Source organism: Streptomyces sp. NPDC002779, from assembly GCF_042888685.1.
GTDB lineage: Bacteria > Actinomycetota > Actinomycetes > Streptomycetales > Streptomycetaceae > Streptomyces.
Genome location: NZ_JBIAQC010000010.1, coordinates 28733 through 53789 on the forward strand (window position 1 = coordinate 28733; position 25057 = coordinate 53789).

General features: G+C 73.3%; 26 protein-coding genes. 18 read left to right on the forward strand and 8 right to left on the reverse strand.

Annotated elements, in window-relative coordinates; translation table 11 throughout:
- Positions 1–22: 22 nt before the first annotated feature.
- From ACFYW5_RS26375 to ACFYW5_RS26395, 5 genes are all read left to right on the forward strand, one after another.
- Positions 23–742 carry a class I SAM-dependent methyltransferase gene (locus ACFYW5_RS26375; RefSeq protein WP_389419562.1) on the forward strand — a complete coding sequence of 240 codons (720 nt, stop codon included), beginning with the start codon at positions 23–25 and terminating at the stop codon, positions 740–742.
- Positions 739–2286, forward strand: a complete 1548-nt coding sequence (locus ACFYW5_RS26380; RefSeq protein WP_389419563.1) for an FAD-dependent oxidoreductase — start codon at positions 739–741, stop codon at positions 2284–2286. The genes ACFYW5_RS26375 and ACFYW5_RS26380 overlap by 4 nt, the downstream gene beginning before the upstream one ends.
- Before the next feature lie 105 nt (positions 2287–2391).
- Positions 2392–3276 carry an oxygenase MpaB family protein gene (locus tag ACFYW5_RS26385; protein ID WP_389419564.1) on the forward strand — a complete coding sequence of 295 codons (885 nt, stop codon included), beginning with the start codon at positions 2392–2394 and terminating at the stop codon, positions 3274–3276.
- A gap of 84 nt (positions 3277–3360) precedes the next feature.
- Positions 3361–4602, forward strand: coding sequence for an NAD(P)/FAD-dependent oxidoreductase (locus tag ACFYW5_RS26390; protein ID WP_389419565.1), 1242 nt, complete (start codon positions 3361–3363; stop codon positions 4600–4602).
- A 206-nt stretch (positions 4603–4808) separates the two neighbouring features.
- On the forward strand, positions 4809–5042 hold the full coding sequence (locus tag ACFYW5_RS26395; RefSeq protein ID WP_389419566.1) for a DUF2945 domain-containing protein: 234 nt from the start codon (positions 4809–4811) through the stop codon (positions 5040–5042).
- Between the two features lie 78 nt (positions 5043–5120).
- Here the strand turns inward: ACFYW5_RS26395 and ACFYW5_RS26400 are convergent, their stop codons facing one another.
- The gene (locus ACFYW5_RS26400) at positions 5121–7085 is read right to left on the reverse strand and encodes a hypothetical protein (protein WP_389419567.1); all 1965 of its coding nucleotides are present in this window, start codon (positions 7083–7085) and stop codon (positions 5121–5123) included.
- Positions 7086–7292: 207 nt separating this feature from the next.
- On the opposite strand from ACFYW5_RS26400, the gene ACFYW5_RS26405 reads away from it, so the two are divergent.
- From ACFYW5_RS26405 to ACFYW5_RS26450, 10 genes are all read left to right on the forward strand, one after another.
- Entirely contained in the window at positions 7293–7442 is a 150-nt protein-coding gene (locus tag ACFYW5_RS26405; RefSeq protein WP_250076857.1) for a hypothetical protein, read from the forward strand.
- Between the two features lie 210 nt (positions 7443–7652).
- Positions 7653–9350: a PP2C family protein-serine/threonine phosphatase gene (locus ACFYW5_RS26410; protein WP_389419568.1), complete on the forward strand. Its 1698-nt coding sequence runs from the start codon at positions 7653–7655 to the stop codon at positions 9348–9350.
- Positions 9347–10438 (forward strand): B12-binding domain-containing protein, encoded by a 1092-nt coding sequence (locus ACFYW5_RS26415; protein ID WP_389419569.1) that lies wholly within the window; start codon positions 9347–9349, stop codon positions 10436–10438. The genes ACFYW5_RS26410 and ACFYW5_RS26415 overlap by 4 nt, the downstream gene beginning before the upstream one ends.
- Complete coding sequence (locus ACFYW5_RS26420; RefSeq protein WP_389419570.1) at positions 10435–10842, forward strand: STAS domain-containing protein; 408 nt, start codon at positions 10435–10437, stop codon at positions 10840–10842. Before ACFYW5_RS26415 ends, ACFYW5_RS26420 begins: the two co-directional genes overlap by 4 nt.
- A gap of 114 nt (positions 10843–10956) precedes the next feature.
- The gene (locus ACFYW5_RS26425; RefSeq protein ID WP_389419571.1) at positions 10957–11361 is read left to right on the forward strand and encodes a hypothetical protein; all 405 of its coding nucleotides are present in this window, start codon (positions 10957–10959) and stop codon (positions 11359–11361) included.
- Positions 11362–11533: 172 nt separating this feature from the next.
- A complete protein-coding gene (locus ACFYW5_RS26430) occupies positions 11534–12640 on the forward strand; it encodes a YihY/virulence factor BrkB family protein (protein WP_389419572.1) in 1107 nt (368 codons plus the stop codon).
- Positions 12641–12718: 78 nt separating this feature from the next.
- Positions 12719–13183, forward strand: coding sequence for an SRPBCC family protein (locus tag ACFYW5_RS26435; RefSeq protein ID WP_389419573.1), 465 nt, complete (start codon positions 12719–12721; stop codon positions 13181–13183).
- Positions 13180–13518 (forward strand): ArsR/SmtB family transcription factor, encoded by a 339-nt coding sequence (locus tag ACFYW5_RS26440; protein WP_389419574.1) that lies wholly within the window; start codon positions 13180–13182, stop codon positions 13516–13518. Before ACFYW5_RS26435 ends, ACFYW5_RS26440 begins: the two co-directional genes overlap by 4 nt.
- Positions 13519–13601: 83 nt before the next feature.
- A complete protein-coding gene (locus tag ACFYW5_RS26445) occupies positions 13602–14042 on the forward strand; it encodes an SRPBCC domain-containing protein (RefSeq protein WP_389419575.1) in 441 nt (146 codons plus the stop codon).
- Between the two features lie 45 nt (positions 14043–14087).
- Entirely contained in the window at positions 14088–15365 is a 1278-nt protein-coding gene (locus ACFYW5_RS26450; protein WP_389419576.1) for an epoxide hydrolase family protein, read from the forward strand.
- A 22-nt stretch (positions 15366–15387) separates the two neighbouring features.
- Here the strand turns inward: ACFYW5_RS26450 and ACFYW5_RS26455 are convergent, their stop codons facing one another.
- From ACFYW5_RS26455 to ACFYW5_RS26470, 4 genes are all read right to left on the reverse strand, one after another.
- The gene (locus ACFYW5_RS26455) at positions 15388–16515 is read right to left on the reverse strand and encodes a hypothetical protein (protein WP_389419577.1); all 1128 of its coding nucleotides are present in this window, start codon (positions 16513–16515) and stop codon (positions 15388–15390) included.
- A gap of 155 nt (positions 16516–16670) precedes the next feature.
- Positions 16671–17474, reverse strand: coding sequence for an SDR family oxidoreductase (locus ACFYW5_RS26460; RefSeq protein ID WP_389419578.1), 804 nt, complete (start codon positions 17472–17474; stop codon positions 16671–16673).
- A 73-nt stretch (positions 17475–17547) separates the two neighbouring features.
- Complete coding sequence (locus ACFYW5_RS26465; RefSeq protein ID WP_389419579.1) at positions 17548–18447, reverse strand: aminoglycoside phosphotransferase family protein; 900 nt, start codon at positions 18445–18447, stop codon at positions 17548–17550.
- Between the two features lie 577 nt (positions 18448–19024).
- On the reverse strand, positions 19025–19558 hold the full coding sequence (locus ACFYW5_RS26470; RefSeq protein ID WP_389419580.1) for a DUF4097 family beta strand repeat-containing protein: 534 nt from the start codon (positions 19556–19558) through the stop codon (positions 19025–19027).
- A gap of 559 nt (positions 19559–20117) precedes the next feature.
- On the opposite strand from ACFYW5_RS26470, the gene ACFYW5_RS26475 reads away from it, so the two are divergent.
- Together ACFYW5_RS26475 and ACFYW5_RS26480 are read left to right on the forward strand one after the other, a co-directional pair.
- Positions 20118–20312: a hypothetical protein gene (locus ACFYW5_RS26475; protein WP_389419581.1), complete on the forward strand. Its 195-nt coding sequence runs from the start codon at positions 20118–20120 to the stop codon at positions 20310–20312.
- Positions 20313–20427: 115 nt separating this feature from the next.
- Entirely contained in the window at positions 20428–20904 is a 477-nt protein-coding gene (locus ACFYW5_RS26480; RefSeq protein ID WP_389419582.1) for a GNAT family N-acetyltransferase, read from the forward strand.
- A gap of 15 nt (positions 20905–20919) precedes the next feature.
- Here ACFYW5_RS26480 and ACFYW5_RS26485 read toward each other — a convergent pair whose 3' ends face one another.
- Complete coding sequence (locus ACFYW5_RS26485) at positions 20920–21558, reverse strand: TetR/AcrR family transcriptional regulator (RefSeq protein WP_389419583.1); 639 nt, start codon at positions 21556–21558, stop codon at positions 20920–20922.
- Between the two features lie 69 nt (positions 21559–21627).
- Between ACFYW5_RS26485 and ACFYW5_RS26490 the strand changes: the two genes are divergently transcribed.
- Positions 21628–23232, forward strand: a complete 1605-nt coding sequence (locus ACFYW5_RS26490; RefSeq protein WP_389419584.1) for an FAD-binding oxidoreductase — start codon at positions 21628–21630, stop codon at positions 23230–23232.
- Between the two features lie 45 nt (positions 23233–23277).
- Here the strand turns inward: ACFYW5_RS26490 and ACFYW5_RS26495 are convergent, their stop codons facing one another.
- Together ACFYW5_RS26495 and ACFYW5_RS26500 are read right to left on the reverse strand one after the other, a co-directional pair.
- The gene (locus ACFYW5_RS26495) at positions 23278–23805 is read right to left on the reverse strand and encodes a hypothetical protein (protein ID WP_389419585.1); all 528 of its coding nucleotides are present in this window, start codon (positions 23803–23805) and stop codon (positions 23278–23280) included.
- A gap of 29 nt (positions 23806–23834) precedes the next feature.
- Entirely contained in the window at positions 23835–25052 is a 1218-nt protein-coding gene (locus ACFYW5_RS26500; RefSeq protein ID WP_389419586.1) for an MFS transporter, read from the reverse strand.
- Between the last annotated feature and the right edge of the window lie 5 nt (positions 25053–25057).

The window sequence follows — 25057 nt, forward strand, 5'->3', positions numbered from 1 at the left end:
GCTCCCGGCCCCTGGAGTCCGTATGACCCTGCTGCGCGACGAAGACCTCGCCGTCGCCTTCGACCACGCGTCCCGCAGTTACGACGCCCTGGTCGCCGCCAACCCCGGCTACCACGCGCACCTGCGGCGCTCCGTGCGCCGGCTAGGGCTGCCCGGACGCGGGGAAGGACTGCGCCTGCTGGACCTGGGTTGCGGGACCGGCGCCTCCACGGCCGCCCTCAGGTCCGTGCTGCCCGCCGCCGACATCACGGCCGTGGACGCCTCCTCCGGCATGCTGGCCCGTGCCGCCGCGAAGCCCTGGGCGGACGGCGTGACCCTGGTGCACGCACCGGCCGAGGGCCTGGCCGAGGCGGGGGTGACGGGACCGTTCGACGCGGTGTTCGCCGCCTACCTCTTCCGCAACGTCGCCGACCCCGACGCCGTGCTCGCCACCGTCCGCGATCTGCTGCGGCCGGGCGGGCGCCTCGGCGTGCACGAGTACTCCCTCAGCGGGCGCCGTGCCGACCGGGCGGTGTGGACCCTGGTGTGCCGCGGCATCGTCCAGCCCGCGGCGACCGCGCTGGGCGACGGGCCGCTGTACCGGCACCTGTGGCGCAGCGTCGTGGAGTTCGACACCGCCGGCCGGTTCGCCGAGCGGATCCGCGCGGCCGGCTTCGAGCGGGTCCGCGCCCTGCCGCTGCCGGGCTGGCAGACGGGCATCACCCACACCTTCGTGGCCGGGCGAGGGGAGACGGGCCGATGAGCGGCGCCCCGCCCGCCGCCCGCCGCGGCCGGGACCGCCGCGCCCGGGTCCTGATCGCGCCCCCGGGAGCCCGGCAGGCCGACGGGCGGCCCACGGTCGCCGTGATCGGCGGCGGGATCGCGGGGCTGGCGGCCGCGACCGCGCTGGCCGAACGAGGCGTGGCCGTCACCCTCTACGAGCGCGAGCCCTACCTCGGTGGCCGGGTCGGCGGCTGGTTCACCCGGCTGCGGGACGGCAGCACGGTGACGATGAGCCGCGGCTTCCACGCCTTCTTCCGCCAGTACTACAACCTGCGCGGACTGCTGCGTCGTACCGACCCCGGCCTGTCGCGGCTGACCGGCCTGCCCGACTATCCGCTCCTGCACGCCAACGGGCTGCGCGACAGCTTCCGGCATGTGCCGCGCACCCCGCCGTGGAGCGCGCTCGGCTTCGCCGCCCTCAGCCGCTCCTTCCGGCTGCGGGACCTGCGCGCCATGGACGCCGTCGCCGCGCTGCCGCTGCTCGACGTGCGCGTGCCCGACGTCTACGACCGCCTCGACGCCATCAGCGCGCACGACTTCCTGGACGCCGTCCGCTTCCCGGAGGACGCCCGCCATCTGGCGTTCGAGGTGTTCTCCCGGAGCTTCTTCGCCGACCCCCGGCAGCTGTCGGCCGCCGAGATGGCGCTGATGTTCCACATCTACTTCCTCGGCTCCGCCGAGGGCCTGCTCTTCGACGTTCCCCGCGATCCCTTCCCCACGGCCCTGTGGGATCCGCTCACCCGGTACCTGCGGCGGCACGGCACCGAGGTGCGCGCCGCCACGCCGGTGGAGCACGTCGGGCCCGCCCGGGGAGGCGGCTTCGAGGTCGCCGCAGGCGGTCAGGAGCGGTGGTACGACGGTGTCGTGCTCGCCCTGGACGCCTCCGGCCTGCGCTCCCTGGTCGCCCGTTCGCCCCACCTGGGCGACCCGCCGTGGCGCGAGCGCGTCGCACGTCTGCGCACCGCCCCGCCCTTCCTGGTCAGCAGGCTCTGGCTGGACCGGCCCCTCGCCCATGACCGGCCGGGCTTCCTGGGCACCAGTGGATTCGGCACCCTGGACAACATCAGCGTGCTGGACCGCTGGGAGGACGAGGCGGCGCGCTGGTCCTCCCGCACCGGAGGCTCCGTCGTGGAGCTGCACGCCTACGCCCTGCCGCCGGACGCCTCGCGCGAGGTCGAGCAGAAGCGGCTCGTGGAGCAGCTGCACCACATCTGCCCGGAATCCCGCACGGCCACCGTCGTCGACGCCCGCCACGAGTGGCGCGCGGACTGCCCGCTGTTCCCCGTGGGCGGCTACGCCGACCGCCCCACCGTCCGCACCCCGGACCCCGCACTCGTGGTGGCCGGGGACGTGGTGCGCACCGACCTGCCCGTGGCGTTGATGGAGCGCGCGGCGACGACCGGTTTCCTTGCCGCCAACGCCCTGCTGGAACGGTGGGGGGTGCGGGGGCAGACGCTGTGGACGGTGCCCGACCGCGGTCGCGGCGCCCTGCTGCGCGGACTGGCCGGCCTGGCGGGACGCTGATCCGGCGAGATCCCGGCCCGCCCCGCCGGGTGAGCGGCCCGCAAAGGGGATACCCGTACCCCGTGGGCGTCTTCGCGGCGCCGGGGGGAAGGAGGCACCGAGACCATGAGGCTGCCGGCCGAACTCGACCGCATACGCGACCGTACGGGCGAGGCGATCTTCTCCCGGGTGGCAGGGCCCGAGGGGCCGGCCAACCGCGCGCACATCCACGGCACGCCCGGACCGCGCTGGTTCGGCCCCGACCGGCCCGTCCGCCGCGTGCACGGGGACGCCTCGATGTTCACCGGCGGACTGGCCGCACTGCTCCTTCAGTCGCTGCACCCGCTGGCCATGGCCGCCGTCGCCGGGCACTCCGGCTTCCGGGGCGACCCCTGGGGTCGGCTGCAACGGACGAGCACCTTCCTCGCCGTCACGACGTACGGCCCCGCCGACAGCGCACAGGAGGCCTGCGACCGGGTCCGGGCCGTGCACGACACCGTGCGCGGCACGGCCGCCGACGGCCGGTCCTACCGCGCCTCCGACCCCCACCTGCTGTGCTGGGTGCACATCGCCGAGGTCGACTGCTTCCTGCGCGCCCACCAGCGGTACGGCGCCCGCCCGCTGGACGACGCGGGCTGCGACGGATACGTGGCGGACATGGCCCGCATCGCCACGGCGCTCGGCGTCCCCGATCCGCCCACGGACCGCGCCGGACTCGAGCGGCGGCTGGCCGCCTACCGTGCCGAGCTGCGCGCCACGCCCGAGGCCCGGGACACGGCGCGCTATCTGCTGCTGCGGCCGCCGATCCCCTGGGCTGCCCGCCTGCCGTACGCGGTGCTGGCCGCCAACGCCGTGACCCTGCTGCCCGGTTGGGCCTCCCGAGCGCTCCGGCTGCCCCGCGTCCCGGTCGCCGAGGGCCTGTGCGTGCGCCCGCTCGGCACCGCCCTGACCGGGGGGATCCGCTGGGCGATGGCCCCCTCCCGCAGGCAGGCGCAGGCGGGCGACGGCTGACCGGCCCCCCGGGCCGCGTTGGTGCATCCGGGGGCGGGGAACACGGCGAAGTGCCAACGGGGTCGACGCGGGAGAGGTGGTCATGTGGGCGCGGCAGAGAAGGCGACGGACGTGCTGGTGGTGGGGGCCGGTGTCGCCGGCCTCGCCTGCGCCCGCGACCTGCTGGAGGCCGGTCTCGGCGTCCAGGTGCTGGAGGCCTCGGACGAGGTCGGCGGACGCATGCGCTCCGACCGCGTCGAGGGGTTCGTCGTGGACCGCGGCTTCCAGGTGTTCAACACCTCCTACCCTCAGGTCCGGCGCCGGCTGGTGCTGAAGGACCTCGGACTGCGGCCCTTCACCCCCGGCGTGCTCGTGCACGGCCCGGAGGGCAGGCTGCGCTTCAGCGATCCCACCCGGCGCCCGCGCACCCTGCCGGATCTGCTGCCGGGGCGGCTGGCCGGCCCCCGCGACCTGGCCGCCCTCGGGGTGCTCTGCGCCCGCGACATGCTGGCCCCGGCGCGCCGCCTGAAGCGGACCGCGGACACCACCACCCGTACGGCCCTCGCGCAGGCCGGTATCTCCGACGACCTGGTGCAGCGCTTCTTCCGGCCGTTCCTGTCGGGCGTGTTCCTGGAGGACGAACTGGTCACCTCCGGCCGGGTCTTCCACCTGGTGTGGCGGAGCATGCTGCGCGGCACGCTGTGCCTGCCCGCGCACGGCGTCGGAGCCGTCCCGCGCGCCCTGGCCGCCGCCCTGCCCACCGGCACCGTACGGCTCGACACGCCCGTGGAGCGGCTGACCGGCGCAGGGGTGCTGACGGCGGGCGGCCGCGAGTTGCCCGCACGGGCCGTGGTGGTGGCGAGCGGACCCGGAACGGTCGCCGCGCTGCTGCCCGGCGTCGGCCTCCCCGCCTACCGGGTCGTGACGACGTACTTCCACGTCGCCCCGCACTCCCCGCTGGGCGAGCCGACCCTGCTCGTGGACACCCGGCGCCGGTTCCTCAACACCTGCGTCCTCAGCGACGTCGTCCCCGAGTACGCCCCGGCGGGCCACGCGCTGATCGCCACCTCGGTCCTCGGCCATGACGTCGAGGGCAGGGAGAGCCAGGTGCGCGAGGCCGTCGGCGAGGCGTACGGGACGGGTACGGACGCCTGGCAGCTGCTGACGGTCCGCACGGTCGAGGACGCGCTGCCCGCCATGGCGCCGCCGCAGCCGCTGAGCCGGACCAGCCGGGTGGGTCCCGGCCGTTACGTGTGCGGCGACCACCGGGCGACCGGCTCGGTCCAGGGCGCGCTGGCCTCGGGGGCACGGGCCGCCCGCGAGGTACTGCGGGACCTGCGCCGCTAGGCCGAGCCTGCGGAACTCGTCTTCTTCCGCGGCTGCATCCGCGGGCGGCCTCCGCGGAGAAGAGTCTTACGCGGGAGGGACAGGGCTCTCGCCCCGAGCCCCCCCGAGCCGGGGCGAGAGCCCGTTTCGCGACAGGGGCGGACGACTGTCGCCCCGGCACCTGGCCGGAACCGCCGGGACGGACCGCGACCACGAGGGGCATCGACATGGCCAAGGACAACCGCCGGGACGACAACCTGCGCAAGGGCGACAAGGTCTCCTGGAGCAGCCACGGCAGCGAGACGACCGGCAAGGTCGAGAAGAAGATCACCGAGCGGACCGAGGCCGCCGGCCGCACCGTCGACGCCTCGTCCGAGGAGCCGCAGTACGAAGTGCGCAGCGACAAGTCAGGGCGCTCCGCCGTCCACAAGCCGTCCGCCCTCAAGAAGCGCAAGAAGTGAGCGGCGCAGGGACGAGGAACGGCGTCCGGCGTGGCCGGAGTTCCGCTCGCCCGTGACGCACCCGGGCGGCCCCGCGTCTCACCGAGGGCCGTGCACCTCCGCCCCACCGGTGCCCCGCCCGCTGACCTGCGCATCGGCGCCCCGGGAAGCGCGGACGGCGAGGAAGCGCCCGTCGGCCGCCGCGCGGACCGGGGCCGACGCCTGCACGCGCGTGAGTGACCTGCTTCCGGCGGCGAGGAGGTACGACGCCCCGGAGGGGGCCCGCCAGTCGATGCCGGCCACGACGTCCTGGCCGAACCGGCTGCACTCGGCGGTGTTCTCCCGGACACCGGCCGGCCGGGCGCCGCCGATGCCGGGGCCGAGGAAGAGATACTCCACGCGTCCCCGCCCCCGCCAGGTGTCCGCGCGGGCACACACCCACGTGGCCCGCCCGGCCCGCTCGGGCAGCTCCTGCTGGGCGAACACCCAGTGGTTCACCGCCCGCACGCTCTCGCCCCGCAGCCCGTCCAGGCGGCACGCGGCGCGCGCCCAGCCTTCCAGGGCCGCCGGGCCGGTGGCCTCCCGCGGCGGACGGGGCCGTACGCCGGGCTCCGGAGGTGGCATGTAGGTCAGGTGGGCGGGCGACAGGCCGCCGAGGTCGGTGAGCAGGAATGCGTGGTCCTCGACGATGCGCGGCGAGGACCGCAGCTGCACCACCGGCCAGGTCCCGCAGTCACCGTCGGCCGACGGCACGGGAAGAGGGTCGGTGACGCCGCTGTCGGAGCTGTCCAGGCCGCGCACCGCGGTGTCGGGCGCGAGCAGGTCGCGGGTGCCCGCCTCGGCGATCCACGGCGCCAGCAGCAGCCGTACCGCATCCGTTGAGCGGGAGACGACGAGCGCGGCCGCGGTGGTGACGTCGGCGCCCTCGGTGAGGGCGGAGACCAGTTCCGGCGGTCCGTCACCGGAGAGCGGCTCGCTGTAGCGCACGGTGGTCAGGTCGTCGTGCAGGACGACCACCGCGCGGTCGTCGACGTCACCGGCGAACAGCAGCCGCGGGGGCCGGCCCGTCCCGGTGGACGCCGCACCCGGCTCCACCGACCGTCGCACCCGCCGGTCCGGGTCCGACCAGGCGCGCAGGGCGCGCTCGAGCAGGTCCCGGTCACCGGTCCGCGCGCCGCGGGCGGGCCAGGCGGTGAAATCGACGCGCGCGGTGTCGGCCCAGGCCTCGGGGGGTGTACGGCGCAGCTCCTGGGCGTCGACCGCCGACGCCGGACCGTGCTGCCCGCTTCCGGCGGGGCCGGTCGTGCCGTCCGGGAGGGCGAGCGCGGTCACCATGGCGCACCCGGCCACCAGGGCGGCGGTCGCGGCGGAGCGCACCCGGTGCCGGCGGCGGAGCAGGTCGGTCGGCCGTGCGTGCAGCAGGCAGGGGTCGAACTCCGGGGCGAGTAGCGCGGTGACCGGCGCGCCGGTGCCTGCGTCCGGAGCCCCTTCGGCGGCGGGGCGCCCCTGCTCGACGAGCCGCCGCGCCGTCAGGACGGCGCCCTCGGGCTCGCTCATGCCGATGGCCCGCAGGACACCGCCCGCCCCCTCGGGGGATTCCTCGTCCAGCACCAGCAGCGCGACGGCCGCCCGCACCGGCCAGTCGGCCTGGGCGAGCGCCCGGTCCAGCGCCATCTCCTCGGCGCCGCCGGACTGCGGGAACAGCCGCAGCCCCCACACCGCGGGGAGCATCGAGCGGGCCCGGGAAAGCCGTGCGGACCGTGACTCGTGAGCCAGGGAGGCCCGCAGCACACGCGTCCGCAGGGCCGTGTACTCGGCCGAGCCCGGCTGCCGGGCACTCCGCGCCCTGCGCCGCCCCGGCACGACCAGCCGGCGCCGGGGGAGCGCCCGCTGCACGACACCGTGCGCGGCCAGGACCCTCCGGTGGCGGCCGGGGCCACGGGGGAGCGTCACGTAGACCAGGCGGACCAGTCGGGCGTAGTGCTCCATGAGCGCGGCCTCGGCGTGCTCCACGTCGAGTACGCGCGGTTCGCTGCCGGGGTTAGCCGGCCGGCGCAGGGACATGATCGCCTCGCTCTTTCGAGTGGGGGCGGAAAGATCCGTTCGTAGGGCAAACGAGTGATCTTCGATGCCGTCACCTCGGCGCCGGAATCCGGCGGACGAGCGCCCCGTAAATGTCGGCAGGGATGACCCGGCCGAACCGGGGTAACCGGTGACGCACGAAGGCTTTGCCGCACCGGCACTGTCGTCCACCGCACTCAGGAGGCAGACATGCCAGGAATGTTGGACAAGATCAAGCAGTTCAGTCGCAGCCCGCAGGGGCGTCGTACGGCAGAGCAGGTACGCCGTGCCTCCGCCGACCCGCGCCGCCGGGCGCAGGCACAGCGCCTGCTCGGCAAGTTGCGGGGGCGGCGGCACTGACCGGCTCGCCGTGCCGGGGTTCTGACGCTGTATCAGGGGCCGGGATGTTCTCGCGTTCGGTGAGCGCATCGCGGCCCTCCCCCTGTCCGCCGGTCCACGCGGCGCGCGGAGCGTTCGCAGGGGGCGTGCCGGCCGGGAGACGGTGAAAAGCTCTTGTTCTCCATCAGCAGGAAGGGGGTTGGGCGCGCACGCGGCGCTCCCCTGCCTGTGATGCCTTCTCCCGCTTCCGGATCATCCGCCCCCGCACGCGGCGACCTGGGCGTCGGCGCGTCGTGGCGCGGTGCCCCCTGCCCGATCCTGGTGATGGACCGCGTCGGCGGCATCGTCGATCTCAACGACGTCGCCCGCACCCTCCTGGCCCACCCGGCCCCGGCCGGCGGCGCCGCACGGACCGCGCCGCACTGGCTCCTCGACGCGCACCGCCGGCTGACGCCGAGGGGCGCGGGCACCGGCGACCCGGCGCCGGCGGCGGGCACGATCGCCGACCGCGCCTTCCGCGCCCACCCCACGCCGCGCCCCGGCGGCGAGGTGGTGTGGTGGCTGCTGGAGGACACCGATCTACGGCTCACCGAGCGGGCCCTGGACAGCGCGCGGGAACGGGCCTCGGTCCTGTCGGCGGCCTCCAGCGCCCTGCTCTCGTCGCTCAACCTCGACCGCTGTCTGGAGGTGACCGCGCGGCTCGCCGCCGAACACCTCGCGGACGCCGCCGTGGTGGTCGCTCCCGCGCAGGGCCGCCGGCATCCGCTCACCTACGCGGAGAAGGGCGGGCCCCTCACCCGGACCACGCGGGAGATCGACCCGGAGGTGGTGCCCGGCCTGACCGAGGCGCTCCAGGGCTTTCCGCCGGTGCCCGCCCGCTGGATCAGCCCCGACAGCATCCCCGACTGGGCCGTCCCGCCGGGCTTCGCCGGCCCCATCGGCTCCGTGATCGTCACCCCGCTGCCCGGGCACGGCATCCCGGCGGGCGCCCTCGTCCTGCTCCGCTCCGGCAGCCACCGCGCCTTCGACGAGGGCGAGGAGGTCTTCGCGCGTCTGTTCTCCTCGCGGGCCGGAGCCGCGCTGTCCGCGGCCCGCCTCTACACCGAGCAGGCCGCCATCACCGGCGCCCTGATGCGGGAACTGCTGCCGCCCACCCTGCGCCAGGTGCACGGCGTGGGCTACGCCGGCCGCTACCGTGCCGCCCGCGATCACGAACGGGTCGGCGGCGACTTCTACGACGTGCACCCCGGTGCCGACCCCTCGCAGGAGTCGTTCGCGGTCCTGGGCGACGTGGCCGGCAAGGGGCTGGAGGCCGCCGTGCTCACCGGCAAGATCCGCAGCATTCTCCAGGCGCTGCTGCCGCTCTCCGGCGACCACCAGCAGGTCATCGGTCTGCTGAACGGCGCCCTGCTGAACTCCCACAGCGCCCGGTTCGCCACCATGACCCTGGCCTCCGCGCGCTTCCGCGCCGGGCTGGTGCACCTCAGGCTGACCAGCGCGGGCCACCTCCCGCCGCTCGTCGTGCGGCGGGACGGCCAGGTGGAGGAGGTACCGACCCGCGGTCAGCTGGTCGGGGCTCTGCCCGACGTACAGGCGAGCACCGTACGGGTCGTCCTGGCGCCCGGCGAGAGCTGCCTGCTGTACACCGACGGCATCACCGAGGCCCGCGGCGGCCCGCTCGGTGACGAGATGTACGGCGAGCACCGGCTGCGCGCCGCGCTCCGCGACTGTGCGCGGATGCCCCCCGAGGCGCTGGTCGAGCGCGTGCACATGCTGGCGGACCAGTGGCTGAGCGGGCGCAACCACGACGACATGGCCACCCTCGCCGTCACCAACCCGACCGGCGGCCGAGGCCGGCTCCAGCTCGTCGGTGGAGGTACCTGCCGTACCGACGCCGTGGACGGCGTGAACAGGGAGAGCGACGCATGAGAACTGCCGTACCGGCGGATCACGAGATCCTGACGCTGCGGGAACGGCTGTGGACGGCGGCACTGGACGCCGACGAGGCGGCGGCGATCGGCGTGGTGGACTCGGCCGCGCAGGACGGCTGGTGCCCGGAGTCCCTCCTCCTCGACGTCGTCGCCGTGGTGCAGCGGAAGGTGGGCGAGGAATGGGCGGCGGACCGGATCACCGTGGCCGACGAGCACGCCGTCACCGCCGTCAACGACCGTGCGGTGACGGCTCTGGCGCGGCGCCTGCCCCCTCCCTCCGGTGACCGGACCCGGGTGACCGTGGCGTGCGTGGACGGGGAGTGGCACGCCCTGCCGGCCCGCCTCGTGGCGGAGACCCTGCGGTGGCGCGGCCACCGGGTGGACTTTCTCGGCGCCCATGTGCCGACCCCCCACCTCATCGCCCATCTGCACGCCACCCGGCCCGGGGCGGTACTGCTGTCCGCGTCGATCCCCACCCATCTGCCCAAGGCGCACGCGGCCCTGACGGCGTGTCAGTCGATCGGTGTGCCGGTCGTCGTGGGCGGCGCCGCGTTCGGTCCCGACGGCCGTCAGGCCCGCGCCCTGCGCGCGGACGCCTGGGCGCGGGACGCCAGGCAGGCCGCCGACCTCCTGGAGACCGGCCCGAGGACGCCGTTCGTCCCGGCCGCCCGGCACCAGGTCGACGACCTGCCGCACCTCGCCGACCAGGAGTACACCTTCATCCTCCGCAACCGGTCCGCCCTGGTGAAGCAGGCGCTGCACGACCTGGAGGAGCGGTATCCGGCGATGCGGCAGTACACCCCGGACCAGTACGACCGCACCGCCGAGGACATCAGCCACATCCTCGACTTCCTGGCGACCGCCCTCTACTTCGACGACGGCGACATCTTCGACCGGTTCGTGACCTGGACCGCCCACATCCTCACCGTGCGCCGGGTCCCCGTGGCCTCGCTCGGCCTCGGCCTGACGGTGCTGGCCGGGGAACTGCACGACTTCCCGCGTGCCCAGCGCTTCCTGCGCGACGCGGGCACGACCCTGGACGCGCTGCCCGCCACGGCCGCAGCCGGAACGGAGGTATCCGCATGAGTACGTGTCCGGCCCTGCGGGTGGTCACCCGTACCGTCGCCCCCGGCGTCCTCGTCGCCGCGGTCGAAGGCGACCTCGACTACGGCACCGGGGGCACGTTTCTCGCCCTCCTGGCGGACGCCCTGGACGCGTACGTCCTGAAACACGGCACGAGTCCGTCGGACCTCCACCTGGACTGCGCGGAGCTGGCCATGGTCGACTCCGTGGGCCTGTCCTCGCTGCTCATGCTCCGTCGGCGCACGCAGCGGGCGAGGATCACCCTGCACCTAGACAACCGCCCCGAACAGCTCACGCGCCTGCTCGACCTCACCGGCGTCACCGCCTACCTCACCGAGCCCGTCGGCACCGGGCTCCCGGCCGACGGCGGGGAGACCGGCGCGCGGGGCGCCGTGGCAGCGCCGTGAGGAGGTGGAGCCGCGTTGTCAGTGCCGTGGGCAAGAATGCGGCGCAGCAAGATCAACACCGGGCCCGGACGGGGCGATCGGTGTCCGTTTCCCGTGTCTGGAAGGACCCTGCCGATGCCGCTCACGCATAGAAGCCTCCTCGACCGGGCGGCCGGCCCCGCCGCCCCGCGTACCGGCACCGCTCCGGGGCCCCGCCGGAGAGGGCCCGCGGCCCCGCTCGCCGGGCCCGCGGCCGAGGTGCTGCGGATCGTGTCCGACCCCCGTACGCCGGTCTTCGTCACGGCGCACGCGGGCGGGCGGCTCCGCTACGGCTACTGGCGGCCGGTCGGTTCCGTCGGCGGTGCCGGCGGGTGCTACGTCGCGCTGCCGACGGACGTGTGCGAGGAGCTGCGCGCGACGGGCCGCATCACCCTGGGCGCCCCGGTCACCGATCCGGGGAAGACCACCTACCAGGTCAGCGCGGCCCGCACCCTGTCGCGGGCGGAGGGGGCCGGGCGCGCACGGCGTCGGGCGGCTTGACGGAGTCCGCACGGGCGGGCCCGCTGCTGGACGACGGTGGGAGCGGCCACGGATGACGGCGTCGGACCCTGGTGCGCCCGTCCACGAATGACGGCGCCGGACCACGGAGCGCTCGACCACGAATGACGCCACTTCAGCTTTGAGCGGGCGCTGCGCGGTTACCCGGTGGGTTATGACGAAGCTTCATCTTCCTGGGCGCAAGGCACACCACGACTCCGACGAGCGCTTGGCGCGGCCGTCGCCCGAGGAGGCGGGGCCTGACGAGCAGGTCGAGGAGGCGGCGCCGGACTCGCCCACGAAGCTGCCCAAGGGCGCCTGGTGGGCGGTGCTCAAGGGCACCGTGAAGGAGTTCAAGGACGACGAGCTGACCGACCGGGCCGCGGCGCTGACCTACTACGGGGTGCTGTCCCTGTTCCCGGCGCTGCTGGTGCTGGTGTCGCTGCTGGGCATCGCGGGCAAGTCGGCGACCGACAAGGTGCTGACGAACCTTCAGGACCTCACCCCGGGCTCGGCGCGGGACATCATCACCCGGGCCGTGGAACAGCTCCAGAACAACTCCGGAACCGGCTCCGTGATGGCCCTGATCGGCCTCGCGCTGGCGGTGTGGTCGGCGTCCGGGTACGTGGCGGCCTTCATCCGCTCCGCGAACGCCGTCTACGACATGCCGGAGGGCCGCCCGGTGTGGAAGATCCTGCCGGTGCGCGTGGCCGTCACCGTTTTGCTGATGGTGATGGCGGTGGCCTGCGCGCTGATCGTGGTCTTCACCGGCGGTCTGGCCAGCCAGGCCGGACAGGCGCTCGGGATCGGGGACTCGGCGCTGACGGCGTGGTCGATCGCGAAGTGGCCCGTGCTGGTGGTGCTGGTCACCATCATGATCGCGGTCCTGTACTGGGCGACTCCGAACGCCAAGGTCAAGGGCTTCAAGTGGATCACCCCCGGCAGCTTCCTGGCCCTGGTGATCTGGCTGGCGGCCTCGGCCGGTTTCGCGTTCTACGTGGCCAACTTCGCCTCGTACAACAAGACGTACGGCACCATGGCCGGTGTCATCGTCTTCCTCATCTGGCTCTGGATCAGCAATCTCGCGATCCTGTTCGGCCTGCAGTTCGACGCAGAGACCGTGCGCCAGCGCGCCATCGCGGGCGGGCATCCGCCCGAGGCCGAGCCGTACACCCAGCCCCGGGACACCAGCAAGTGGGACGAGGAGGACGTGCGCCGTTACGAGGAGACGTCGCACCCGGACTCCGAGGGCCCGGCGGGCGACCACCACCGGGAGCGTTGAGCAACCATCGGTTGCGCATTCGACCGTACCGCTCTACCGTTACGTGCAACCAAAGGTTGCTAATGGTTGGAGAGTGGCATGGAGTACGGCAGCATTGAGCGGGAGATCCATATCGCCGCCGCGCCCGAGGTGGTCTACGAGGTCGTCAGTCGGCCCGAGCATCTGCGGGAGTGGTGGCCGGACGAGGCGGACCTCGCCCCGGTGCCCGGCGCCAACGGCACCATCACCTTCGGCGACAAGACCACACCGGAGGCGACGGTCGTTCCCCTCACGGTGGTCGAGGCCGACCCGCCGCGGCGGTTCTCCTTCCGGTGGGTGTACGACGAGGGGCAGCCGGCGGCGCCGGACAACGCGCTGCTGGTGACCTTCGAGCTGGTTCCGTCCGGCGCGGGCACCCTGCTGCGCTTCAGCGAGACCGGCTTCCGGGAGAGGGGCTGGGAGGCCGCCGTACTCGAAGAGGCGTACCGCGAGCACGTCACCGGCTGGGACCACTTCCTGCCCCGCCTCGTCAGCTATGTCGCGCGGGTGGTGTCGACGCGGTGACCGTCTCCGTCGACGACGAGCTCTGGTCGGCCGTGGGGGACCCCACCCGGCGCCGGATGCTCGATGTGCTGCTCGCCGACGGCGGCGGCACGGCCACCACGCTCAGCGGACAGCTCCCGGTGACACGGCAAGCGGTCGCCAAGCACCTCGGTGTGCTGCACCGGGTCGGGCTGGTGCAGGTCACACCCTCCGGACGCGAGCGCCGCTACGAGGTGGACGAGGCCCAACTCGCCCGCGCCGTTGCCCAGTTGTCGGCCGTCGGGGCCACGTGGGACGCCCGCCTGCAGCGCATCAAGCGGATCGCCGAGGCCATCGAGCGCGGCCAGGAGAAGTGACCCGCCGACTTCGTACGTCTTCCGTCCCGCAGTGCGGGACCGCGCCCCCACGCGGGCGCTCATCCCAGGAAAGAGGCAGCGACATGGTGGACATCCTGCACAGGATCGGAGTCACCTCGTCACCCGACGAGGTCTACACCGCCCTGACGACCATCGACGGACTGGCCGGCTGGTGGACCCAGGACACCGACGGCGACAGTGCCGTCGGCGGAGTGATCCGGTTCCGGTTCGTGCCCGGCGGGTTCGACATGAAGGTCCTGGAGGCCGAACCGGCCGAGCGGGTGGTCTGGGAGGTCGTCGACGGTCCGCCGGAGTGGATCGGTACGCGCGTCAGCTTCGAGCTGAAGCGGGAGGACGACTTCACGATCGTGCTGTTCCGGCACGAAGGCTGGAAGGAGCAGGTGGAGTTCATGCACCACTGCTCCACCAAGTGGGCGACCTACCTCATGAGCCTGAAGAAGCTGGTCGAGACCGGCAAGGGCGAACCCTCGCCGCATGACGTGCAGATCAGCAACTGGCACTAGAGGGGAATGCGGAGACGGGGTCGGATGTTGCGCGAGGTGTCTGGCATGGCCGAGTCCATGAAGGAGGGGCACCCCGTGAAGCACGGCATCCACCCCGTCTCCGCGTTCCCCCTGGAGCCGACCCCGATCCATGTGCCCGACGAGGCCCTCGACGACCTGCGCGCCCGTCTCGCACTGACCCGGCCGCCGCTGGACGAGGGCAACGAGGACTGGTCCTACGGCGTCCCGGCCGGCTGTCTGCGGGAGCTGGTCGCCTACTGGCGGGACGGCTACGACTGGCGCAAGGCCGAGGCCGCCATCAACGTCCACGAGCACTACCGGGTGAGCGTCGCCGGTGTCCCGGTGCACTTCCTGCGCAAGCCCGGCCGCGGCCCCCGCCCGATCCCGCTGATCCTCACCCACGGCTGGCCGTGGACGTTCTGGCACTGGTCGAAGGTGATCGACCCGCTCGCCGACCCGGCCGCCTTCGGCGGTGACCCCGCCGACGCGTTCGACGTCATCGTGCCGTCCCTGCCCGGCTTCGGCTTCCCCGGCCCGCTCACCGGCTTCCCGGACGTCAACTTCTGGAAGGTCGCCGACCTCTGGCACACCCTCATGACCGAGACCCTGGGGTACGAGAAGTACGCCGCCGGGGGCTGCGACATCGGCGGGCTCGTCTCCAGCCAGCTCGGCCACAAGTACGCCGACGAGCTGTACGGCATCCACATCGGCTCCGGGTTGCCGCTCGACTTCTTCACCGGCCCTCGCGCCTGGGACTTCGCCCGGAACCGGCCCCTCACCGACGACCAGCCCGCCGACTTCCGCGCCCGCATCATCGAACTGGACCACCGGTGGGCGCCCCACCTCACCGTGCACATGCTCGACGGCGCCACCCTGGCCCACGGGCTCAGCGACTCACCCGCCGGGCTCCTCGCCTGGCTGATGGAACGCTGGAACGCCTGGAGCGACAACGGCGGGGACGTCGAGTCCGTCTTCACCAAGGACGACCTGCTCACCCACGCCACGATCTACTGGGTGAACAACTCCGTCGCCACGTCGATGCGTTACTACGCGAACGCCAACCGCTACCCATGGACCCCGGCCCACGACCGCACCCCGGCCGTCGAGGCCCCGGTCGGCCTCACCTTCGTCACCTACGAGAACCCGCCCGGCATCCACACCGCGGACGAGCGGGTCCAGGCATTCACGTCCGGCCCGCAGGCGGACTGGTTCCACCACGTCAACGTCAGCGCCCATGACCACGGCGGCCACTTCATCCCCTGGGAGAACCCCGACGCCTGGGTGAGCGACCTGCGCCGCACCTTCCGCGGCCGCAGGCCCTGAACCACCTGGCGGGCGGTTCCCCTCAGGGGCCGAGGTGTTCGGTGTACGCCTCGGTGGGAGGAGCCGCCACATGGCTCGTCATGCCGACCGACCAGAAGTCCTCGGTGCCCGGGACGCGTGCCACGTCGTTGAGGTACGGCGTGGCGGCGGTGTCGTCGGGGCCGCGGAGCACGGTCCAGCCGCTGCCGTCCCGGCGCAGATACGTGCTGCGGCTGCGGTCCTGGTAGTCCCAGCCGGAGATCCAGGCGGCGCGGCCCTGCGCGTCGCCCGCGATGCCGCTCAGCGACCCGACGGTGAAGCCCGCCTCGACACGCGTCCAGGTAGTGCCGTCGAAGTGGCTCAGGGAGGGGTTGCCGGGACGTCCCGGAGGGCCGCCGGCGCCGGCTTCCGTGCCCACCGCCCATACGTCGTCCGCGGCGGCCGCGTGGATGTCGGCGATGCCCAGGCGCAGCCCCGGAATCGGGGGCAGGACCGTCCAGGCGCCGTCCCAGCGGGCCACGAGGCCGGACCAGCCGCCGCCGGTCGACTGATCCCCGGACACCCAGACCTCGCCCGGCGGGCGCACGACGACCCGGTAGAGGTTCGCGCTCGCCACGGGCAACGGGTCCAGCCACCGCCACCGCCGCCCGTCGTGGTGCAGCAGCCGGACCGCGCCGCCCCGGGTGCCGCAGATCCACACCCGCCGGTCGGTGCCGACCGCCACGGCGGTGAGCCGGACGTCCGGCTCACCCCGGCCGGGGAAGGCGGCCTCGCGCCAGGTGGTGCCGTTCCAGCGGAGCAACGGGCTGTGGCCTTCGTCGGCTTGGCCCACGCTCCATGCGGCGGTGGGTCCGGTGCCGGCGACGTCCCACAGCCGTACATGGCTCAGATGGGACAGATCCGTCTTCGTCCAGGTGCTGCCGTTCCACACCATGCCCAGCGCTCGTCCCCCGGCGGGCCCGCCGAGTTCCTCCTCGCCCACGGCCCAGGCGAGCCGGGGTCCGGCGGCGGAGACACGGCGCAGTTGCGCGGGAGGAGTGCTGCCGGGCGCCGGCACGGACTGCCAGCCCTGCGAACGGGGTGTCGGCGCGGCGGCACGGGAGGGGTCCGGGCCGAGCGTGGCGCCCGCGAGCGTGCCGAGCGCCCCGGCCACGAAGTGCCTTCGTCTCACGGGTGAGTCCTTCCGGAGGGAGCGGGCGGATGGGAAGGACCACCGTGAACCGGTGGACGTCACAGGGCTAGTGACGCGCGTGACAAAGCCGTCAGGGCCGGGTGGATTCGGACAGGTGCCGTGCAGCCAGGTGCCGTGCTGCGGCCGACGGGCCGCTATGCGAGGCCGCCATTGCTCATCAACAGCTGGCCGTTGATCCACTCACCTTCCCGCGAGCACAGGAAGTCCACCAGGTGGGCGGTGTCCTGCGGGGTGCCCAGGCGGCCGAGCGGGGTGCTGCGGACGCAGTGCTCGCGGATCTCCTCGGACATCCATCCGGTGTCCACGGGCCCGGGGTTGATGACGTTGGCGGTCACCCCGAGGTGGGCGAGTTCGCGGGCGGCGGCCAGCGTGATGCGGTCCAGGGCGCCCTTGCTGGCGCCGTACGGCAGATTGCCCACCGTGTGATCGCTGGTGAGGCTGATGATCCGCCCAGTGCCCGACGGCCCGGCGAAGCGGCGTCCGAACTCGCGGATGAGCAGCCAGCCCGCGCGCGCGTTGACGGCGAAGTGCCGGTCGAAACTCTCGACGGTCGTGTCCAGCAGACCGGAGTCGACGGACTCGCAGTGGCACATCACCAAAGCGGTGACGGGCCCCAGCCGTTGTTCGGCCTCGTCGAAGACGCGTGCCGGTGCCTCGGGGTCGGCGAGATCCGCCTCGACGGCCGCACTGGCCGCCCCGTGCTCGGCCAGCGCCTGGCTGATCGTCCCGGTCGCGCCGGGCTCGCTGCCCCATGTCATGCGGTCGTCGTACTGGGTCCAGTAGGTGAAGGCGATGTCCCAGCCCGAGGCGGCCAGCCGGCGAGCGATGCCGGCGCCGATCCCCACGGTGCGGCCCACTCCGGTGACCAAGGCGATCGGGCGTGCCGGGGGAGGGGTACGGCCGGGGTCGGTCTGCTCTTGATCGATACGCGTCGTCACGGTGTGGGATCGTCCATGACCCGCACCGCAGCGTCAACCATCGACCGCGGTCGAAGCCCTCGCGGCGCGGTGGTCAGCCGGCGAGGGCCGCGGTGATCTGGCGGGCGGTCTGTGCGGCGACCCGGGGGTTGGTTGCGGCGTAACTGGTGTACGCGTTCAGGCCGGTGGCGAGGGCCCAGCCGCGGCCTCTGGTCCAGGTGGCGTCGTCGATGCCGAGTGCGGCACGGAAGGTGGCCCGGCTCCTGGCGGACATGAGGGTGAAGGCGATCATCATGTCGCGGGCCGGGTCGCCGATGCCGAGTTCACCGAAGTCGATGACGGCGCTGATGCGGCCGTCGACGGTGAGCAGGTTGCCGGTGTGGAAGTCACCGTGGAACCAGACCGGAGGGCGGTCCCAGCCGGGCGAGTCGAGGGCCGCGTCCCACAGCCGGGTCATGGCGTCGGCGTCGAACGATCCGCCAACTCCCCTGATGGCGCCCCGTGTTGAGCGGTCCCTGTCGGCCAGTGGCTGCCCGGTGAGGTCCTTGCGCGCGTGGTGGGCCGCGAAGTCGTCGGGCGTGAACTCCTGCAGGGCGAGGAGGAATTCGGCGAGCTGGACGGCCGCCCGGGACGAGTCGCCCAGGGCCTCGGCGGTGGCCACGTCGCCGTCCAGCCAGCGGGACACCGCCCACGGCCACGGGTATCCGAAGTCCGGCTCACCGACGGCCACCGGTGTGGGGACGGGCAGGGGCAGGTGCGGGGCGAGCCGGGGCAGCCACTCCGACTCCTTGACGGCCTGCCGGCCGGCTCCGGCATGGCGGGGCAGGCGTACAGCCAGGTCATCCCCGAGCCGGTGGATGACGTGATCCGAACCGGCCGGGTCGAGCAGCGTGAGAGGCAGGGCCGCCCAGTGCGGGAACTGCGTGTCGACCAGGCGCCGGGCGAGTGCGGTGTCGATCGCGGGGCGGGGGCCGGTGGGCGTACCGGGTGCCAAGAGCGACTCCTGCCGTACGAGGTGATCAGATCGGCTGCCTTCTCGCACCCTACGTCCGGACCAAGTGCCGTGACGGGGCCGGGAACTTCGCCGCCAGGTCGGGCGCGGCGGCCGGTGAAGACGTAGCGGCGGAGGATGAGGAAGCGGGCGGTTCCGGCGAGGGCGGAGGCGGTGAGATAGACGGTCTGTTCGGTGAGCAGGCCGGGGGAGGGCTGGATCAGGTGCAGGGCCCCTATGGCGAGGCTGGTGCTCAGGTAGGCGGCGCTCGCCGAGCCCGCGGACTGCCCGTGTTCTCGCCAGGTGGCGCTGCGCTGTCGGGCGAAGGTGTAGCGGGCGTGGAGTTCGGTGCACAGCAGGGTGGTGGCGACGGTGATGATCGCGTTGGCGGCGGCCCAGGGCATGGTGAGGGCCAGCAGCGGTACGGCGAAGCCGGCGAGGACTCCGATGCCGCCGCCGAGGACGACGAAGCGGAGGAAGGAGGCGAGGGGGCCGGGGCCGGCCGCAGTCGCCGCCTGGGACTTGGGTGATGGCTGCGACTGCATGACGGCGTCCTTCCGATGAGAGGTGGGGGCGGGGCTCAGAGGCTGCGGGCGGTGATGTCGCCGTGGCTGGTGGTGGCGTGCAGGGCGAGGGGCGCGGCGGAACCCTCGGTGTTCTTCAAGGAGTTGTAGACGCGGCCGTAGCCGGTGCCCGCGTCGAGGGAGGCGGATACGCCGGAGGCGGCGCCGACTTCGATGTCGCCGTGCTGGGTGGTCAGGGTGACGGTGCCGTGGGTGGCTTCGGTGATGTGGATGTCGCCGCGCTGGGTGGTGATGCCGGCGGGGCCCGTGAGGCGGCCGACGGTGATGGTGGCGTCGTGGGCGGTGAGGCGGGCCCCGGCGGTCTCGTCGAGCTTGACCGAGCGGTAGCCGCCGTCGGCCTTGGCCTGGACGTGGGAGCCGGCCGGGAGCTGGACGGTGACCTCGACGGAGCCGGTGTTGCCCAGGAGCCGGTGGGTGGTTTCGGGGGCGGTGATGCGCAGGACGCCTTCCTCGTAGGCGACTTGGACCTGCTCGGCGGCCTTGATGTCGTGCTTCTTGGTGGCGCCGGCGGGGGTGGCGAAGGTCTGCATGGTGGCTCTCCTGGTTCAGGTGGCGGGCGTTCCGCCCGCCCGTCGTTTCTGTTGATGGAAAGCTACGTTGCGTTCGAGATTCTGGCAACGACTTCGGTGCACGCAAATTCAGTAATGGCAGGCCACCGGCTTAGAATCGTTGCAACGGGACTGAAGCTAACGCAACATGCATCACGTCAACCGTTGCAATGATGTGGTAGTGAACGCTTCGCGCGGTCAACGTCGTACCGCTGCGGCTATGTTGCTCCCGTGGACACGCTCACCTGGATATCGGCGGCCGTGGCATTGGCCAGTGCGGCGTTCGATCTGCAGAGCCCCTGTTCAGCATGCTCGGCGGCAAGTACTTGCCCCGCTTCCTCGTCCGGGGGACGCCGGAGGAGGCGGAACTGGTGCGGCGCAGCACGGCGTTCGTCATCGCCGAGTATCTGGGGTGGGTGGAGATCCTCCGGCGTGACGTGCAGCGCAACTGTCCGAGATCGCCGAGACGTTCAACAGGTCACCCGCCCGCCACGACGAACTGCGGCTGTTCCGTATCCAGCAGCGCGCCATCGGCAGCGTCATGATCCACCCGGACGACGAGCCGGGCCGCCGACGCTGTCTCGACTACGCCGAGTTCTGTGAACGCCTCGCCACCGACAACCGTTTCGCGGCGTGGTTCGCCGAACTGCTGGCGGATGTCGATGTGATCGGGGCGGACATGGCCCCCGCGCCGAACAACGCCTGCGCTCACTGCAACGGCAGTTGGCGGAGCTGATCAACCTGCTCGACCCGGACGCCGTACGGTTTCCCCAGTTCCACCGCCAGGTTCACACCCCGTAGAGGCGTCTCGCCGTGCATGGGACCGCCACGATCACCAGCCGGAGGCTTTCATGGAGGTGACGCTGCGGGAGGTGCGGGACACCGACCTGCCGGTCCTCTTCGCCCAGATGAACGACCCCGAGGGCATCCGGATGGCGGCGTTCACCGCCAAGGACCCTGCGGACAGCGCCCACTTCCATGCCCACTGGGTGCGGATCCGCCATGACCCGGACGTCATCACGCGCACGGTCGTCGGTGAGGGCGGTGAAATCGTCGGGCACGCGGGCGTGTTCGGACCGCCCCACGAGCGCGAGGTCACGTACTGGATCGGACGGCAGTACTGGGGCCGGGGAGCCGCCACCGCCACCCTGCGCGCCCTGCTCGACCTCGCCCCCGACCGCCCCCTGCACGCCCGCGCCGCCGCGGACAACGTCGGCTCCGTCCGGGTCCTGGAGAAGTGCGGCTTCGTCGTCACCGGAAGCGACCGGGGCTTCGCGAACGGCCGGGGCGAGGAAGTCGACGAGTTGCTCTTCACCCGGCACGGCTGACCCCGCCCCGCTCGCCTATGCGCGCTCGATGCCGGTGGCGAGGACGGCGGGGCTTGCGGCGAAAAGCCGGGCGCAGCGTCGGGTCATGGCGTCGGGCGTCTGGTCGGGGTGTTTGACCCACCAGCGGACGAGGGCCGTGCACAGGCCCCGCCAGGCGTACTTGAGGGCGTCCGTGTCGAGCGGGTCGGTGGATCCGGCGGCGTGCAGGAGGTCGGCGGTGCCGGTGGTGGCGAGGTCGTCGACGGCGTCGCGGTAGTGGGCCGCGCGCCGGGCGGCGTCGCTGCCGGGCGGCAGGGTGGCGTCGTAGAGGACGAACCAGGCCTTGCGCTGTCCGTCCAGGGCGGTGAACAGGGCGTGCAGCACGCGCAGCGGTGTGGACGGGGCGCCGGGGGCGTCGTCGGCCATCGCGGTGCGGATGGCGTTCAGGAGCCGTTCGCCGATCGGGTCGAGGCAGGCGAGGTAGAGGTCCTGCTTGCTGCCGAAGTAGTGGTGCAGCAGGGGCTTGGTGACGCCCACGCGGGCGGCGACGGCCGCGACGGTGGTGGCTTCGTATCCGTGGCGGCCGAACTCCTCGGTGGCCGCGGCCAGGACCTGCTGTTCCCGTGCGGCCCTGGGCACGCCCTTGGTGCCGGCCCGGGAAGGAGGCGTTGTCATGAGACCTGATATTACCCTATGGTAATTTACCGATGGGTCAATTCACCGGACCTCGCTGGGAGCTCCCGCATGCCCGCCACCCCGTCCGACCCGAACCCCTCCCGTATCCGCTCCTGGTGGGGCTGGGGCTATACCGACGCCCACCCCGACGACGCCGAATGCGCCGCCCTGGGCGCGCTGTTGCCGGGCACCCTGGCCCGCCCCCTGCCGATACCCCGGGCCGCCGACCTGCCCATCGCCCGCCCCACAGTGACGCCCCCGCCCGCACTGGCGCACCTGGTCACCGCCGATCCCGGGATCCGCGCCGCCCACGCCATGGGCAAGGCCTACCGTGACGTCATCCGGGCCCTGCGCGGCAGGCCCGGCCGGATCCCCGACCTGGTCGCCCACCCGGCCGACGACCAGCAGGTGGCCGACCTGCTGGCCTGGGCCGGTGATCACGACGTGGCCGTGATTCCCTTCGGCGGCGGCTCCTCGGTGGTCGGCGGGGTGGAGTACCGCGGCGACGCCCACCGCGCGGTGCTGTCGCTGGACCTGACCTCGATGGACCGGGTGCTGGAGATCGACCCCGCCGGCCGTTCGGCCCGCATCCAGGCCGGTGCGCTCGGCCCGGTGCTGGAGGGCCAGTTGCGGCCGTACGGCATGACTCTGCGGCACTTCCCGCAGAGCTTCGAGTTCTCCACCCTCGGCGGCTGGCTGGCCACCCGGGCCGGCGGCCACTACGCCACCGGCCGCACCCGCATCGACGATTTCGTGCAGTCCCTGAACGTGGTCACGCCCGCCGGAGTGAGCACGTCCTGGCGTTTGCCCGCGTCCGGTGCCGGCCCTTCGCCCGACCGCCTGTTCCTGGGCTCCGAGGGCGCGCTCGGCATCATCACCGAGGCGTGGATGCGCGTGCAGGAGCGACCGCGGTTCAAAGCCTCGGCGTCCGTCGCCTTCACCGACTTCCACCGGGCGCTCGACGCGGTGCGCGTCCTCGCCCAGTCCGACCTCGCCCCCGCCAACTGCCGCCTGCTCGACCCCGGCGAGGCACTGCTGTCCGGCGCCGCGCACGACGGCGCCGCCGTCCTGGTCCTGGGCTTCGAATCCGCCACCGCTCCCGTCGAGGACCGCCTCGCCACCGCCCTGGACCTCGCCCGGGCCCACGGCGGACGCGTTCCCTCGCCGACCGCGGACGGCGACACCCCGGCCGACGCGGCCGTGAGCGCGTGGCGCTCGGCATTCCTGCGCATGCCCTACCTGCGCGACGGCCTGGCCCGGATGGGCGCCGTCGTCGAGACCTTCGAGACCGCCGCCACCTGGGACCGGATTCCCGAGCTGATCGACGACGTCCGCACCCAGGTGGGCGCCGCCGCCCTGAAGGCGACGGGACATCCGGCCACCATCAACTGCCGCCTGACGCACGTCTACCCCGACGGTGCCGCCCCCTACTTCACCGTGGCCGTCGCCGGCCGCCCCGGCGCCGAGGTCGAAGTCTGGGACGACCTCAAGGCCGCCGCGAACGACGTCCTGCACCGCCACCGCGCCACCATCACCCACCACCACGCCGTCGGCCGCGACCACCGTCCCGGCTACGACCTCCAGCGCCCGGAGCCCTTCGCCCTCGCGCTGCGCGCCGCCAAGAGCGCCCTGGACCCCCACGGCATCCTCAACCCCGGCGTCCTCGTCGACTGACCGGTCGGCAAGGACACATGACGGAGAGAGCGGAGCCAAGGCTGTTCAGGGGCCCTCGGGCCGCCGCTGGGCCGACTGCCAGCGGGGCGCCTCGTCGTCGGGGACGTCCGGGGAAGGGAAGTGGAACGGTACGCCGAGGTGGCGGGCCAGGGCCCGTCCCGCCTCGTCGGCCGCGGTCGCCGGGGGCGGCCCGGCGGAGCGGTGGTACACGGTCGCCAAGTGCCCTTCCCCGGGCGGGTCTTCCAGGGCCGCGACCAGGGTCACGAACCAGTCGTGGACCGTGTCGCCGTCCCAGAGGGCTTCCACCGCCGCGACATGACCAGGCAGGGCCGCGGCACGGGCCGCGAGGGAGGGTACGTCGAGCGGATCGGGCTCCGGATACCGCACGCGATCACCGAGGAACTCGTAGCGCGCGTGGACGACTTGCTCCGCCTCCCACAGGCCCAGGCCCAAGGGGCGCAGCGCGTCCCACACGGCCTTCACGGCCGGGAGCCGCCGGTCCTCGAGCACGTTCGCGTCGACGTCCCGGCGGGTCCGTTCCTCCAGGTAGGCCCACCACCCGCTGTGCGTCATGCGCCGAACGTACCTGAGGCGGCAGCGGATCAGCCTCGGCGGGCTGTCGAGCGGTGGGGGAGGAGGAAGGGGGTGGTGAGGATGAGCGCGCCGGCCAGAGCGATGGCCGTACGCACGCCGAGCACGCTGCCGAGTACGCCCCACAGGGCGGTCAGCAGCGCGGTGGAGGCCTTGGTCGTCACCGCCCACGCGGTGAGGGTGCGGGCGGCCCGGTCGGCGGGGGTGTGCTGGAGCCGGTAGGTGGCGTGGACCGGGTTGAACAGGCCGCAGCAGAAGATGAGCCCGAGCTCGACGCCCGTCACCAGCAGCAGCCCGCCGGTGCCCGCTCCCACGAGGGCCAGGCCGATGGGCCAGAGCGCGCGCAGGGTCCCGGCCACGACCAGGATCCGGTGCGGCCCGTACCGGGTCACGAGCGGCCGGGCGAGGCGGGAGGCGAGCAGACCGCCGAGGGCGGGTGCGGCGAAGGCCAGACCGTACTGCCAGGGCGCGAAGCCGAGGGGGCCGAGCATGAGGACGGCGAGCAGCGGCTGAGTGGCCATGAGCAGACTGTTGAACAGGGCCGTGTTGAGGAACAGCGGGCGCAGCGCCGGGCTGGCGAGGATGTGCCGCCAGCCGTCGAACAGGTCCGCGGCCCGCAGCCGAGCGGCCCGGCGCGGCTGGGGCCGGGGTTCGTGTCCGCCCATCGCGCGGATGCCCAGGGCGGAGAGCAGATAGCTGACCGCGTCGGCCACGACGGTTGCCACCGGTCCGAGAAGCCCGGTCAGCACACCGCCCAGCGGCGGTCCGACGATGGTGGTGGTCCAGGCGGTGGCCTCGAACCGGGCGTTGGCAGCGAGCAGGTCGTGGGCGGGCAGGAGCGTTTTGAGGTACGCGCCGGAGGCCGCGCGGAAGACGATGTCGGCGGCTGCCACGACGATGGAGACGAGCAGGAGCTGAAGGAAGCCGAGCACGCCGAGCGCGTACGCGGCGGGGACCGTCAGCAGGGCCGCGAACCGCACCAGGTCGGCGGCGATCAGTACGCCTCGCTTACGACGGAACTCCACCCACGGGCCGAGCGGCACCGCCACGGCCGCGCCGACCGCCGCCGCCACGGAGGAGAGGGCGGCGACCTCGGCCGGCCCGGCGTGCAGCACCTGGATGGCGATCAGCGGAAAGGCGCCGAAGGCGAGCCAGGTGCCGAGCGAGCTCGCTCCGTACGCCGCCCACAACAGGCCGAACGGCCGCCCCAGCCGGTGCTCGCTCGCCATCCCTG